The sequence below is a fragment of the Clostridium lentum genome (assembly GCF_014287815.1).
GTDB lineage: Bacteria > Bacillota > Clostridia > Clostridiales > Clostridiaceae > Clostridium > Clostridium lentum.
The window spans coordinates 22,075-37,952 of record NZ_JACOOQ010000022.1; the positions used below are offsets into that span (position 1 = coordinate 22,075).

A 15,878-nucleotide genomic window follows, 5' to 3' on the forward strand; every position below is an offset into this window, starting at 1 on the left:
GAAGAAATAGCTTAGTTACTATTTCTTCTTTATTTTTATACTATTCTGCCATAAGGAAAGCTTTATATCCTCTCATTGTTTCAAAGATATCTACTTTGCTGGCAACTTCCCATGGAGCATGCATGTTTTGTAGTGCAACACCACAATCAATTACTTCCATACCGTACTCAGCTAAAATATAAGCAATAGTACCACCACCACCTTGGTCAACCTTACCTAATTCAGCCATTTGATATGCAACATCATTTTCATCCATTACATTTCTAAGCCATGCAACAAATTCTGCATTAGCATCATTACATCCACTTTTTCCTCTTGCTCCAGTATATTTAGCAAAGGCTAATCCCTTACCAAAGAATGCAGAATTTTTCTTTTCGTATGCTCCTGCATAATTAGGATCAAAAGCTGCTGTAACATCTGAAGAAAGCATTTTAGAATTAGCTAATGCTCTTCTTAATTTAAGTTCAGAATACTCTCCTACTCTGTCCATTAATTCTGCCACTGCATTTTCAAAGAATCTTGATTGCATTCCAGTTGCTCCTATGCTTCCTACTTCTTCTTTATCTACTAATAATACCACTGAAGTCTTTTTAGTACTTTCAGTTTCAAGTAAAGCTAATAAAGAAGTGTATGCACAAATTCTATCATCATGTCCATATCCAGCAACCATACTTCTATCTAATCCTAAATCTCTTGCTTTTCCAGCTGGAACAATTTCTATTTCAGCTGACATGAAATCTTCTTCTTCAAAATCATATTTTTCTTTTAATAATTTTAATATATTTGCCTTAACAGCTTCTTTTTCTTCACCTTCTAAAGGCATGCTACCAACTAAGATATTTAAATCTTCTCCAGCAATAACTTCTGTAGCTTTCTTTTGCTGTTGCTCTGATGCTAAATGTACTAACAAATCAGAAACCATAACAACTGGATCAGTTTCTTCCTCTCCAACTACCACGTCTATTTTTGTACCATCTTTTTTAACTACTACCCCATGTAAAGCTAGAGGTATGGTTACCCATTGATATTTCTTAACTCCACCATAGTAATGAGTTTCCATTAAAGATAATTCACTATCTTCATATAATGGATTTGGTTTTAAATCTAATCTAGGTGAATCTACGTGAGAACCTATAATTCTCATACCACTTTCAATACTTTCGCTTCCTATTAAAAATAAAGCTAAAGATTTATCCATATTATTATAATATACCTTGTCTCCTGCCTTTAGAGATTTTCCAGCAGATATAACATTCTTTAAATTTCTATATCCTTTTGATTCTGCTAAATAAATAGCTTCTTTAATAGATTCTCTTTCTGTTTTACAGTCTGATATATATTTCTTATATCCTTCACAAAAACTAAAAATCTCTTCTTTTTTAGTATTATCAAATTTTAACCATGCATTTTTTTTATTACCCATATTCTCCTCCTAATTATCTTCTAAAGTTAGATTTTCCATCCTTCTTTCTATAATATCAACAGCACTTATATCTGACATTAAAGAATGTCTATAATTTACTGCTGCTGCCTCAATAATTACTGCAATATTTCTACCAGGTCTTACTGGTACTCTAAGCTTTCTAACATTAACGCCTAATATTTCTTGAGTATCTTGATTAATTCCAAGTCTATCATAATCACCATTATCCTTCCAATGCTCAAAATGCATAACAAGATTTATACCCTTAGACTCTTGCACTGAACTCAATCCATATAGTGCAGTGATGTCAATTATTCCAATTCCTCTCACTTCAAGCATTCCAATAGTAATTTTCGGAGATGTCCCAATAAGTTCTCCATCAATTTCCTTAATATCAACAGCATCATCAGTTACAAGTCTATGCCCTCTTTTAATAAGTTCTAATGCAGTCTCACTTTTACCAATGCCACTTTCCCCTGTAATCAGTATACCTATACCGTATACATCTACAAGTACACCATGTAATCTAGTTTCTGGTGCAAATTTATCTGATAAATATATGGTCATTTTACTAATAAAGTTAGTGGTAACTGATGTTGTTCTTAATAGCCAAGTTTTATTTTTCTTGGCAGCCCTTATGAATTCTTCATGTGGTTCTAATCCTCTTGTTATTACAACACATTTAGAATTAAAACTAAAGTATTTATCTACTCTTTTTCTTCTTAACTCTCTACTCATATCCCCAATAAAACTCCACTCAGCCTTACCAACAACTTGTAATCTTTCAGGAGCAAAATAATTATAAAATCCAGATAATTGAAGACCTGGTCTATTTATATCGTTAACAGTTATCTCTACACCTTTTTCACCTTCAACTAGTACTTCCAAATCAAAATCTTTAATTAACGTTTCTACTGCAACTGACAATATTTATCACCCTTTTTATTTTTTTTGCTTATTTTTTGGTTCTATTCCTGCAAGTTGACTTCTAAAATTCGCCTTAACTCTGTCTATATAAATTCTTCTTAAATGAGCTTGTTCTTCTTTTTCAGCTTCATTTAATCCTTCTTCCTTGCTTTTTTTATATAATTCATTTATCCTAGATGTTATTACATCTATTTTTGCATTTGTATAATCCATCTTAACATTCCCTTTCGTATATTAACTTCTTATGATTATTTTACATTTTTTTCTTATGAATATCAACTTTATATTACAAAATTACTTCTTTTTTATTTATCTCCAAATTATAAATTAATTATTTATTAAAAGTTCAAGAAAAAAAGAGATGTCTTAAACACCTCTTTTCGTAAAAATTTATTTATATTGCTTCAAATTTCTCTCTTAGGAAACTTTATTTTAAATTCTGTAAAAGAATCATTGCTTTTTACACTTATGCTACCATTATTTCTCTCTATAATTTCCTTAGTAATTGATAATCCAAATCCATTTTCTTTATTTTGATTTTCTTTTGTAGTAAATCCAGTATCAAAAATTTTATCTATTATAGATTCATCAATTTTAGGTCCATTATTTTTTATCTTTACTATAACAGATCTTATAGCATAATATGTTGTTATTTCTATTATACCTTTGCCATCTAGTGCTGTAACTGCATTTCTTAATATATTAGAAATAACTCTTTGATAATCAATTTCAGAAATATTTACATCATCAAAATTTATTTCATCATTTATAATAATATTTATTCCCTTATGTTCTATTCCATAAACAATATCTGCTATACTAGAATTTGGTTTATTTATTACATCTACTTCTGAAGAAATAGCACTATTATCATTTATAATATTTTTAAGTGCATCTCCTAATTTATCATATTTCTTCATTAAATGTAATCCATATAAATATGATATTTGTGAACCATAATCATGCTTAATTTTTTTAAGTTCTTCATTCTTTTTTTCTAAAAAACTATTGGCAATTAAAACTTGATTAGATTTTTTTTCAATATTTGAAAAATATATAGTTATTCCTATCATAAAAAATCCTAAAAATATAAATATAAATTCTTTAAATAAAGGATTATCCATATCATATGCTAATCCATTAAATGATACTATAAAATCAATTAACACAGTAACTATAATTAATGATACTATTGATACACTTTTACTTTTAATAACTTTATACGTAGAATTTATAAAATTCATATTGTATAATATAATAGTAAATAGTATGTATTGTGGAAAATACATAAATATAAGCATTCCTATTTCCATATATTTTTCTGAAATTTTACTTACCATATATCCTAAATAAATATTTGAACTTAATATCATAACTATTCCCATTAATAAATAGACTATACTAAATCCTATCATAGCATCTAAAGGTTCTTCTTTAAATATTATGGCTCCAGAAATTAATATTATTAAATGGATAAATATAGAGCCTAAACTTGAATTACCTACAATTAGTGTAATTCCCTGTATTACTCCCCACAAAATTACTATCCAAGTTACCATACTTATTATGCTTCTTTTAGTTTTACTACAGTAATTTGAAACATAAATAAACATAATGCTTTGTAATATGCTATTAATTGAGTCTGATATATTGATGATCACTTTTTCTCCTAATTATCTTAATTTCTTCATTGATTCTGGCATTTCTTCTGCCCCTATCATTAATGCAGATGCTGTTCCTAAATTTACAAACACTGCTGAAAGGCATAATAAACAACCTGCTAACATTTTTTTCATTCTAACTCCACCTCTTTCATTTACGTTTATTGAACATTAACATAGTTTGTACAACATTGGTTAAGCATATAAGCTCTCCATATTTTGTACTATTACAAATAACAATTGATATCAATCCTAATAATGATATACTTATTAAACCAATTCTTCTATTTCTCTTTATAAGCTTTTCTTTAGTTAATGGCATTTTATCATTAATTATAGGAGCTTTATGATATACACAAAATATACTAAATAAATTTAATATTAAAATAGCCATAATATTTAATTCCATATTTCTCTCTAATAAAATTAAACTAAATACTATTAGAAATGTTGCAAAAAAACATTTTATTTGACTATCTTCATGATATCCTCCTATAAAAGGCTTGGATATTATCATTGAAATTAATACTACTAATCCTTCTTTGAAAAATCCTAAAAAATATAAACTTAACAATAGAAAAATAAATTTTATTAACTCATAGATAATTATAGCTAAACTATACTCTATTTGTTCTTTCTGATCAGTATTGTAATTTGCATATTTGGATAAATCATTTACAACTAATTTCGTTATTTTTTTTACCATAATAGACCATATTGACTCATTTATTACATATTTACCTAGTAACTATATCATATATTGATAAATAATACCATATATTTTAATTTTTTTTTTTTATTTTTATAAAAAGTAAAAAAAACTACAAATATCCACAGCATATTCCTTTTAAAATTAATATAAGCATAATAAAGGAGGTATTTTTCATACCTCCTTTATTATGCTTATATAATTGCCAACTTATTTGATATTTTAGGAATCTTTATTTTAAATTCTGTAAAGGAATCATTGCTCTTTACACTTATGTTACCATTATTTCTCTCTATAATTTCCTTAGTAATTGATAATCCAAATCCATTTTCTTTATTTGTATTTTCTTTTGTAGTAAATCCACTTTGGAAAATTTTATCTATTATAGATTCATCAATTTTAGGTCCATTATTTTTTATCTTTACTATAATAGATTTTATAGAATAATATGTTGTTACTTCTATTATACCTTTTCCATCTAATGCTGTAACTGAATTTCTTAATATATTAGAAATAACTCTTTGATAATCAATTTCAGAAATATCTATATCATTAAAGTCTATTTCATCATTTATAATAATATTTATTCCATTATGATCTATTCCATAAACAATTTCTGCTATACTAGAATTTGGTTTATTTATTACATCTACTTCTGAAGAAATAGCACTATTATCATTTATAATATTTTTAAGTGCATCTCCTAATTTATCATATTTCTTCATTAAATGTAATCCATATAAATATGATATTTGTGAACCATAATCATGTTTAATTTTTTTAAGTTCTTCATTCTTTTTTTCTAAAAAACTATTGGTAATTAAAACTTGATTAGATTTTTTTTCAATATTTGAAAAATATATAGTTATTCCTATCATAAAAAAGCCTAAAAATATAAATAAGAATTCTTTAAATAAAGGATTATCCATATCATATGCTAATCCATTAAATGATATTATAAAATCAATTAAAACAGTAACTATAATTAATGATATTATTGATACACTTTTACTTTTAATAACTTTATACATAGAATTTATAAAATTCATATTACACAATATTATAGTAAATAATATGTATTGTGGAAAATACACAAATATAAGCATTCCTATTTCCATATATTTTTCTGAAATTATACTTACCACATATCCTAAATAAATATTTGAACTTAATATCATAACTATTCCCATTAATAAATAGACTATACTAAATCCTATCATAGCATCTAAAGGTTCTTCTTTAAATATTATGGCTCCAGAAATTAATATTATTAAATGGATAAATATAGCTCCTAAACTTGAATTACCTACAATTAGTGTAATTCCCTGTATTACTCCCCATAAAATTACTATCCAAGTTGCCATACTTAGTGTGCTTCTTTTAGTTTTACTACAATAATTTGAAACATAGACAAACATAATACTTTGTAACACACTGTTAATTGTATCTGCCAAATTAATAATCATTTTTGCAAATTAATCTCCCTTCATTCCCCAATTGCATTTTAATAAATTTCGACATTTTCGAATTTTTATTTACTTATTTCGTCATATCAATTTATATATGCTAATTTATTAAATGCATTTTTAAGAATTATACCATATATTTCATGGTTTTTTTTATATTTTTTAAAAAAATATTATAAAAACAAAAAAACACTTTATATTGAGCACAAAAAACTCAATATAAAGTGTTTTACTCTAATTATTCCCAATATGCCGGTGGCCTATATACTCACACCTGCGTCTCGCAGGTGGGTTTCACTCAACTTGCTTCTGTTATCTTCTCCATAAGGAAGCTCAACATCTACAAGCATATTGCAAATCCCGAAAATATAATGTAGGTTGAATAACATAAGCTAAACGCACACATCAGGATTCCTATATTTTTATTATATCAAATTATTTAATAAGTTCAATAGTAATATTTTACTTTTCAAAATTTATTTTTTTCTCATATATTCCTTTACAATCTCTTCTATTGCTACATCGTAACCCTCTTCATTGAATAGTACCATAAATTGAACATAGCCAGCTGTTTTTTCATTCATTTGGAAGGCCATCATTTCACCTTCTACATCTAAATCTTCAATAATCTCTTCAACTATTTCAAGAACTTCATCATTAGCGTAATCATAAAGATATGGTAGATAAAATTCCTTCATCCATTCTTCACTACCAGCAGTACTTTCATCATCAGCATAAGCTTTTGCTGCTGCTTCTACATCTTTATCAAAATCAAAATAAAAGTTTATTAAAGAGTATTTATCACCTGATACAAGCTCTTCAATTTCACTTAATCCATTATCATTTAAAATATCTATTATATCCTTAATGTTCACTTTAATGACCTCTCTTAATATAATAATTTTTTGTATTCTTTCTTAACGGCAAGAAATTCTTTATCATCTTCTACAAGATTTAATTCTTCTTTACCATCAACTTCATCTACTCTAAATACAAACACATCTTCTGATTCAGTATCATCAGCTGGTGCTAATAATAAATATTCTTGTTCCTCTAAAAATATTCTAGCAACTGCTTCAAATTCTACTTTGTTTCCTTCTTCATCTAAGAAAGTCATGATTTGTCTTTCTTCATTTTCCATATGTTCATTATTCATAAAGCATATCCCCTTTGTTTTTTATGTCATTATACTATATATCATTTACCATTTCTATATATAGTAGCCTACATTTTCTTATTTTATTATAAGCTTAGCCTTACAGCAAGATGAAATATATTTTTTAACCTTATTATTAGCAAAGTCTATTCTTTTATTACCACATATATATTTATTACATTTGCTACAATATATCTTGTATTTATATGCTGTGTCACTTTTTCTTTTAGTGTCATACTTAAATGTAGCACTATCTGAAATGCCCATAATCCTGCACATCTTTTTAAAATAGCTGTTATGTCCATTACTTACCCCTGTAATTGTATCACAATAATAGTGGAGATATTCATGTATTATAACTTCCTTAACTACCTCTTCACTGTATGAACCATCTAGCAAACACTGAGCAAAAACAAATTTTAGTGGCTCAATTCTTCCATTATTTTTTCTATAAAAAAATGCTCCCATTCTCTTTTGAGCCCTTTTAGAAATCTCAATTTTTAAATTACACTGATAATCTAATCTTTTATTTAGCTCCTGTATTACAGCTTCTATTTTAGATATATCCCACTTATTATGCATTTCTGAGCCTCCTTACTAAACAAAAACTGCTAATATCCATATTAGCAGTTTTTATTCCTATATGCTATTGTTGCACTTTTTCTTCACTATTATTTTCTTCAGTGTTATTTCCTTTTTCTGAACCTTCTAATGTGACGTTTTTAAATGAATTACTTATAATATAATCTCCATTACCTACTCTTATAAAGCTTATTTCAACCATATCTCCAATATTACTTAAAGCTACTTGTCTTGAAGTCTCTGTTGATACTGTAAAGATGCTATCTTCACCTTTTATCTTTAAATCATAAATGCTAGCACCATCTTTTACCACAAGACCAATTCTTTCTATTTCACCTTTCACTACTTCTTCGCTATTAGATCCTTCCAGTGAAATATTGCTACTTGTTAAGTTTTCTATATATCTATTTAATGTTGTTTGTAATGTATCTCCAACAGCTACAGTATTATAGTTTTTCACATTTACCATTGCATATTGCTTTACCAATCCATTTGCATCTTTTAAAGTCATAAAATATGTTGGTTCTGACTGGATATTTATCAGATATGGGAATGTTGCTGTATATCCATACTGCTGTACTTTTCCTTGTGCAGACTTCATACTTGCATATTCTGTAGCACCTGATGTCTTATACATTGTAGTTTCTCCAGTTCTTGTATTAGTAAGTGTAAAACCAACTAATGATTCATCACTACCTACAGATGTGATACCAGTGTAGTAATAGCATGTATCATCATTAAAAATTATATTCATTCCATCGGTACTAACTAGCTTGTCCTTATCACTAAAGTTAAATACACCATGAACTAATTCTCCCCATTTATTTAAATAGTTTTTAATGTAGCTCATTGTTTGTATTCTATCAACCCATTCTGGAGTATTTTCTATATCATATATATTAGACTCTCCAGTTTGAGCATCTATAATTAATGTACCTATAGCTTTTTGCTCTAAGAATCCTATGGCATTATCATATCTTGTAATAACCCAGTAAGGCTTTCCATCATCATCTAATTCAAAAGTATAGTCTGTATGTCCAGCTTTCATATCATTTAAAAATGCATGTCTATCTAAATCATCAAGAAGATATGCTGATTCTAAATATTTTATTTTTAACTCTTCCCCATTTAATTCTGTTACTAGCTGAACATCATTTTCATTAGTGGCACTAACCTTTACATACCCTGGTGTTCCCTTATGATTAGTTATCCATTTTATTAATGATGAATGCTCTAATGGTGCAACATAGTATAGTGATCCATCTACGCTTTGAAGACTTAAATTACCTATGGTAACTTGACTTCCTAAACTTGGTATTTCACCTAACTTTTTATCTGCTAATTTATAAGCAAGCTCTTTATCTATTGTTGGAAGCTGTGCTAAATCTATATGATGTATTTCGCTTGAAAAATCTACTTCTTCAACTTCACCTATTAAATTTCTATGAGCACTTGGCATTACTATAGGACTTAAAATAATTCCTAAAGCAACATATACTAGCGCCACAGCTCCACCTACAATTATATACTTTTTATTTAATCTTAAAACTCCGTAACCTACTGTACATGCTACGAACACTGCTATTATTATAAACGAACTTAAAGTTAAATCTAAAATTAATTTACTTGAAAATAATAATACTATACCTACAAAGACATAAGTAATTAGCAGCCATTTTAAATATTCCGTTAATTTACTATTTGAATTCAAAAAAATCACCCCTCCGATTACATATTACACTATATTATATAATAATACAATATACTTTAAGAGGTTTTTTATAACTTTTATAGAAGTCTAAAAAACCCCCTACTTGTTTAATTATGAATGATGAATTACGAGTGATGAATTGTGGAATAAACTCACAGAGTTTTATATAATGAAAAATTAAAAATGAAAAATTAACCTGCATTATATAACTACAAATGCATCAACATGAGAACTATATGGATGATAAGTTTTATAACTATATTTATCTTCTATATTATTGTTCTTTCATTTCTAATTTTTCATTTTTAATTCTTAATTTACTAGTTGGTTTTTATATTTTGTGAAAGCTTGCCTTCTGCAATTATATATTCATAATGTAATGCCCTTGTAAGGCCAACATATAAAAGTCTCTGGTTAAGCAGATTATTTTCATAAACACTTTCTAGTGGATTATATATAATAGTTCCATCAAACTCAAGGCCTTTTGTTAAATATACAGGAATTATTACCACATCTGTGGATGGTGCACTTTTTTCATTTCCTTTAATAATCGTATACTCTAAATTAGTATATCTCTTTATGTCTTTCTCTAAGACTTTAGCTTCTTTGAATGTCTTGGTTATTATAGCAATGCTGTGTTTCCCCTCTTTACGTATCTCTTCAACAACATTATATATTTCCATTACACTTTCTCTCTTACTAGAAGTATATTTAATAACTGGCTCCTTACCATGTCTTAATACAGGCTTAGTTTTATTTAAACCTAAGTTTTGTGCTTCCAAGGCTCCATTTGCAAATCTAATTATCTCTATAGTGGATCTATAACTTTGTGAAAGTGCCATATAGGTAGCTTTCCCTTCAAAAACACCTTCTGTTATATCTTCCCACTTACTTATGCCCTTGTAATAATATATTCCCTGAGCTAAATCTCCAACTAATGTTAGAGAATTTCCTTTGGTTAAACTATTGATAAGTAATATCTGCAATGGGCTATAGTCCTGTACCTCATCTACTACTATATGCTTATACTTCTCTTTTTCTTCAATACCTTCCAGTATCATATGTATATATAAAAGTGGTGCTAAATCATCTTCATCAATAATTCCATTTTCAAAATTCTTAATGGTCTCTCTCTTGATATATGCAGCTAAATCTCGTGGTATCCTATTAGCTGTAGCAATTTCAAATAATTCATCATCTTTAAATAAATTTATATAAATATCATTGGAAGTTATACCACGCCAATTTTTAAAGTAATCATTCATTACTTTTTTAGATTCTTTTTTTATATACTCTTTAATACTGTCTCTTTCATTATAAACTTCAATAAGCTTTTTTCTTCGTTGGTCTCCATCTTCATATGTATTTTTAATAGTATTTATCTTACTTTGCCAATCCCTATCCACCATTGCCACTAAGCTAGCAGTCTTTTCTTTAAGCTTTAAGCTTAGATATCTCTTTATTTCATCCTTTCTCTTATTTAATGGATAAGCTTTTAAATCTTTTAGATAAAGTCTAGTGATTTCTCTTTTGGAAAATAGTACATATCCTTTTATTTCTATATCATTTATTTCTAAAGAACTACTTTCTAACAGTGCTATATATCTATCAATAATAACCTTAAAGATTAAATTACCTTTAATCTTTGATGCATTGGAGATACATTTTCTTTCACGGATATCTGCTGTCTCAATTATTTCCTTAAGTTTATCATCCTTAGTCCTAATCTTTCCTTTAAGCTTTAATTTACTTACAACAAGTTCTTGGAAGGTAGTTTCATTTACATCTGTACTTCCTAAGTTAGGAAGTATATCTGAAATATAATCTAAAAATAGTTTATTGGGAGCAAGTACCAAAATATCTTTTCCTTCCATAGACTCTCTATATCTATATAAGAGATAAGCTAATCTATGTAGTGCTATGGTAGTCTTTCCTGAACCTGCAGCTCCTTGAACTATAAGAGGAAGATTTTTGGGCCACCTTATAATATCATTTTGTTCTTTTTGTATGGTTGCCACCACTTCTTTAAGTTTTTTACCACGGCTTTCTTCAAGATTTATCTTTAAAAACTCATCAACAAGTTCTTCTCCTTCTAAGCCGTTTATAAGTATTTTATTTATTTCTTCATCAAATATTTGTTTGATATTCTTGTCTTCAAAAAGAAACTTTCTTTTTAGTTCAAGTTCACCTTCTATAACTCCCATAGGTGCTCTATAGTAAGCATTACCCCCTGTACCACTGTAGTAAAGATCAGCCACAGGAGCCCTCCAATCAACTACAATTTCATCACCATCACTGGTGGATGAAATACCTTTTTTACCTATGTATATTTCTTCATGGTCTCCTAATCTTTCAGTGAAATCAACTCTGCCGAAATATGGATTTTTAAGGGCCTCTTCATAACTTTCAATTTCTTTATTTAATATTTTATATATTTTCTCCACATTTTCTTTTTCTTGATTATATCCTCCCTTAGATTCTTTGGTAAGGATTTTAAGCATATTAATTACTTCTTCTTGTGTTTTTCTCTTTTCTTCTAGTTCTTTCATAATCTTTTTTCTCTTATCATTGAGAACTATACTTTCTATTTTAATTTTCTCCTCCATTTTGAATGCTCCCTTGCTAATAAAAAATTATTTTAGAAATAACTTTATATTTCTATACAATTATTTATATTATCTCCAAAACTCCCTATAATTAAAATACTTTTATGAAATTTACTTGAAAAATAAAAGTATTGCCTATCAATTATGATATTTTTATCAATAAAAATATCTACGGACAAGCAATACTTTATTTTTTTAATTTTTAAAAGAATGTATTGGAGCTGGAATTCTTCCCCCTCTTTTTATAAATTCTTCAGATGATGCTTCATTAATCCTCATGACAGGTCCACTACCAAGCAATCCTCCAAACTGAACCATATCACCTTCACTATATCCTGGTGCTGGTATTATTCTTACTGCTGTTGTTTTATTGTTAATTACTCCAATAGCTGCTTCATCAGCTATTATGGCTGATATGGTAGATGCCTTAGTATCTCCTGGAATTACAATCATATCTAGCCCCACTGAACATATGGCTGTCATAGCTTCTAGTTTTTCTAAGTTAAGTGTTCCTTTGTTTACTGCATTAATCATTTCAGCATCTTCTGATACTGGGATAAATGCTCCACTTAATCCACCTACATGACTACACGCCATTACACCACCTTTTTTCACTGCATCATTTAGTATTGCAAGGGCTGCCGTAGTTCCATGAGCACCTACACTTTCCAAGCCCATAGTTTCTAAAATATGTGCAACAGAATCCCCCACTGCTGGAGTAGGTGCCAGTGATAAATCTACAATACCAAATGGAACTACAAGTCTTTTAGAAGCCTCATTGGCTACAAGTTGTCCTATTCTAGTAATTTTGAAAGCTGTCTTCTTAATTGTTTCAGCTACTACATCAAGGGGCTCTCCCTTTACTTTTTCCAGTGCTCTTTGCACAACACCTGGTCCACTTACACCTACATTAATTACCGTATCTGCTTCACCAACTCCATGAAAGGCTCCAGCCATAAACGGATTATCTTCTACTGCATTGGCAAAAACCACAAGTTTAGCACAAGCTATTGCATTTTCATGAGCTGTCAAATCAGCACATTCCTTAATAATTTCACCTATTTCTTTAACAGCATCCATATTTATTCCACTTCTAGTGGAAGCTATATTAACAGATGCACAAACTTTACTTGTTCTTTTTAAAGCTTTAGGAATAGACTTAATTAATATTTTATCTCCCTTATTATAACCTTTATGAACTAATGCAGAAAATCCTCCAATAAAGTTAACACCTAAGTCATTGGCTGCTTTATCAAGTACTTCTGCAAATTTCACATAATTTTCTTCATTTGTTGCTGCAGCAATAAGAGAAATTGGTGTTACAGAAATTCTTTTATTTACAATAGGAATACCAAACTCTGCCTCTATCTCATTTCCCACCTTTACTAAATCTTTTGCACACCTTATAATCTTATTATATATATTTTCCCTGGCTTTATTCCCGTCTGAATCAATACAATCTAGTAGTGATATTCCCATTGTTATTGTCCTAATATCTAATTTTTCCTCTCCTATCATTTTTATTGTTTCTAAAATATTATTCGTATTCACCATTGCACCCCTTTTACAACGTATGCATTGATTTAAATATTTCTTCTCTTTGAATTTTTACTTCAACACCTAATATGAATGCTTCTTTGTTTAATACTCTTTGTACATTTGCAAATTCTTCTGTACATTCCTTTAAGTCAAGCATCATCATCATGGTAAAATATCCATCTAATATAGTTTGGTTTACATCTAAAATATTAATTTTAAGTTTTGATAACTTATTGCTTATAGCTGCAATAATCCCCACTTTATCTTTTCCTATAACAGTTAATATAGCTTTCATTTTAATTCCCCCAATTTTTGTTACAATTATCAAATTATTCTATTTCTCTAACTAGCTCTTTACCTACACCAATTATTGCTGTAACTGATTTTCTAGGAAATAATATATTTCTTAGGTACATTTGATCCACATAAAGTAGTAATCCTCTCCGCTTGCTTCTTATTGATTACCGGCATAATTCCTGCTTGAATGTTAAATGTGCCATTGGCTCCATATTATACTTATTCTTAATAAGAGATGCTATGTCTAAAGTCCTGTTACTTGTAGCTGGCCCACCTGCTCCATAAGTAACACTAATATAATCTGGACTTACTCCTTTAAGCTCTTCTAACATTTTATAAATTGTCTCTATATAAGATGTTACTTTTGGCCGAAAAACCGCCAAGAAAAATATCATTTTTTCTCATTAAATAAATTATTAATTCTCATTGTTGCCCCCTATTATAACCTTTTATACTTAAAAAGAACCTAAAGAATATCCTTTAGGCTCATAATTAGCACATTACACATCCTTATCTTTCAGTAAATTGTTAGAATTAGCACCACAAATTTAATTGATATTTAACAATGAATAATTGATAATTAAAGTCCCTTAGGACTTTTATCCATAATTATCAACTTTCAATTAAAAATAGGTTGCTGAATTTCACAGGGCCAGTCCCTCCACCTCTCTTGATAAGTTTTTATTAAATTATATAAAATTATCCATTACTTGTAAATACTTTTATTTTATACCATTAATAAAAGTATGGAAATTATACTGCAAATTAAGCTTATACCACTTAAAACTGTCACTATTTGAGCTATATTTAATCCTTTTTCTTGCAGCCTAAAATGTATCTGACTTCTATCTGCCTGATATACAGGTTTTCCTTCTGAAAATCTTTTGAAAACTACAAATAAATTATCAAAAATAGGAACTGCAAGAGCTAAAATCGGTAACATTAAACTTAAAATTGTTGCTTGTTTAAAAGCACCATCTAAAGCAATTATGCTCAGGATAAATCCTAAAAAATTTGCACCTGAGTCACCCATAAATATTTTTGCTGGATACTTATTATATACAAGAAACCCTAAAATTGCTCCTGCTAATATCAGTGAAAAATATAATGATGGTGGTTGATTTAATATTATTGCTGTTGCTGCAAAAGTCAATGTTGATATAAATGATAAAGAACCAGCTAGGCCATCCATGCCATCAGACCAGTTTATTACAGTAGTTACACCAAAAATCCATGTTATTGTCAAAATAAATTGAATTATTGGTGGCAATGTAATATATATTCCTGTTAGTGGATTTGTAAATCCTTCAAATGATACACCAGATTTATATACTATAATAGCTGCTAATAATTGTACTATCATCCTTGGAGTTATTCCAAATTCCTTACCAATACTTTTATTATAATCATCTATTATTCCGATAAGTAAAATCATTAAAGCTCCGATAAATATTCCATACTTTTCATCAAAAGGATGATTTCTAAAAACAAAAAAGTATAATGTGAAAAATCCTATGAACATAGCTATTCCACCACATAAAGGAATCTCTCCTCTATGTATTTTTCTTTTCGTTGGTTTATCTGTAAAATTATATTTAATAGACAATTTCATTAAAAAAGGAATTATTCCTATTACTAATAAAAAAGATACTAACATAGCTAATATATACTTCATCAATTTGCTGCTACTCGAAATATGGACAAACATACCCATATTGAGATTTTTCCTTTTTCAACGTGACCTATTTTGTCTTGATAAACATAGACTACTTTAGTTTGATATATCACTCCAAAGGCGTAA

16 protein-coding genes, 1 other RNA gene and 1 riboswitch are annotated in these 15,878 nt (G+C 28.3%); all 17 genes read right to left on the reverse strand.

Annotation, left to right across the window (positions count from 1 at the left end; translation table 11 throughout):
• Positions 1–40: 40 nt before the first annotated feature.
• Entirely contained in the window at positions 41–1,423 is a 1,383-nt protein-coding gene (locus H8R92_RS11665) for an aminopeptidase (protein WP_186835542.1), read from the reverse strand.
• Between the two features lie 9 nt (positions 1,424–1,432).
• Positions 1,433–2,350 (reverse strand): HPr(Ser) kinase/phosphatase, encoded by a 918-nt coding sequence (gene hprK / locus H8R92_RS11670; RefSeq protein WP_022212821.1) that lies wholly within the window; start codon positions 2,348–2,350, stop codon positions 1,433–1,435.
• Positions 2,351–2,365: 15 nt separating this feature from the next.
• Positions 2,366–2,563 carry a DUF896 domain-containing protein gene (locus H8R92_RS11675; RefSeq protein ID WP_022212822.1) on the reverse strand — a complete coding sequence of 66 codons (198 nt, stop codon included), beginning with the start codon at positions 2,561–2,563 and terminating at the stop codon, positions 2,366–2,368.
• A gap of 191 nt (positions 2,564–2,754) precedes the next feature.
• On the reverse strand, positions 2,755–4,011 hold the full coding sequence (locus H8R92_RS11680; protein WP_302654518.1) for a sensor histidine kinase: 1,257 nt from the start codon (positions 4,009–4,011) through the stop codon (positions 2,755–2,757).
• Between the two features lie 12 nt (positions 4,012–4,023).
• Positions 4,024–4,146, reverse strand: coding sequence for a hypothetical protein (locus H8R92_RS13375; RefSeq protein WP_022167285.1), 123 nt, complete (start codon positions 4,144–4,146; stop codon positions 4,024–4,026).
• A 16-nt stretch (positions 4,147–4,162) separates the two neighbouring features.
• The gene (locus tag H8R92_RS11685; protein ID WP_022167284.1) at positions 4,163–4,717 is read right to left on the reverse strand and encodes an accessory gene regulator ArgB-like protein; all 555 of its coding nucleotides are present in this window, start codon (positions 4,715–4,717) and stop codon (positions 4,163–4,165) included.
• A gap of 197 nt (positions 4,718–4,914) precedes the next feature.
• Positions 4,915–6,186, reverse strand: coding sequence for a sensor histidine kinase (locus H8R92_RS11690; protein ID WP_186835543.1), 1,272 nt, complete (start codon positions 6,184–6,186; stop codon positions 4,915–4,917).
• Positions 6,187–6,423: 237 nt separating this feature from the next.
• A non-coding RNA gene (gene ssrS, locus H8R92_RS11695) (6S RNA) lies at positions 6,424–6,601 on the reverse strand.
• A 61-nt stretch (positions 6,602–6,662) separates the two neighbouring features.
• Positions 6,663–7,061 (reverse strand): hypothetical protein, encoded by a 399-nt coding sequence (locus H8R92_RS11700; protein ID WP_186835544.1) that lies wholly within the window; start codon positions 7,059–7,061, stop codon positions 6,663–6,665.
• 14 nt (positions 7,062–7,075) lie between these two features.
• A complete protein-coding gene (locus H8R92_RS11705; protein ID WP_022212825.1) occupies positions 7,076–7,342 on the reverse strand; it encodes a DUF1292 domain-containing protein in 267 nt (88 codons plus the stop codon).
• Between the two features lie 78 nt (positions 7,343–7,420).
• Positions 7,421–7,924, reverse strand: a complete 504-nt coding sequence (locus H8R92_RS11710) for a SprT-like domain-containing protein (RefSeq protein ID WP_022168349.1) — start codon at positions 7,922–7,924, stop codon at positions 7,421–7,423.
• A gap of 64 nt (positions 7,925–7,988) precedes the next feature.
• On the reverse strand, positions 7,989–9,635 hold the full coding sequence (locus H8R92_RS11715) for a YrzE family protein (protein WP_186835545.1): 1,647 nt from the start codon (positions 9,633–9,635) through the stop codon (positions 7,989–7,991).
• Positions 9,636–9,955: 320 nt separating this feature from the next.
• The gene (helD, locus tag H8R92_RS11720) at positions 9,956–12,241 is read right to left on the reverse strand and encodes an RNA polymerase recycling motor HelD (protein WP_186835546.1); all 2,286 of its coding nucleotides are present in this window, start codon (positions 12,239–12,241) and stop codon (positions 9,956–9,958) included.
• Positions 12,242–12,436: 195 nt separating this feature from the next.
• Positions 12,437–13,792, reverse strand: a complete 1,356-nt coding sequence (locus H8R92_RS11725) for a PFL family protein (protein ID WP_186835551.1) — start codon at positions 13,790–13,792, stop codon at positions 12,437–12,439.
• A 13-nt stretch (positions 13,793–13,805) separates the two neighbouring features.
• Complete coding sequence (locus tag H8R92_RS11730; protein ID WP_186835547.1) at positions 13,806–14,075, reverse strand: ACT domain-containing protein; 270 nt, start codon at positions 14,073–14,075, stop codon at positions 13,806–13,808.
• A gap of 166 nt (positions 14,076–14,241) precedes the next feature.
• A complete protein-coding gene (locus tag H8R92_RS13245) occupies positions 14,242–14,472 on the reverse strand; it encodes a methylenetetrahydrofolate reductase (RefSeq protein ID WP_022212830.1) in 231 nt (76 codons plus the stop codon).
• A gap of 112 nt (positions 14,473–14,584) precedes the next feature.
• Positions 14,585–14,757, reverse strand: a riboswitch (SAM riboswitch).
• Positions 14,758–14,804: 47 nt separating this feature from the next.
• Complete coding sequence (locus H8R92_RS11740; protein WP_186835548.1) at positions 14,805–15,752, reverse strand: MraY family glycosyltransferase; 948 nt, start codon at positions 15,750–15,752, stop codon at positions 14,805–14,807.
• Between the last annotated feature and the right edge of the window lie 126 nt (positions 15,753–15,878).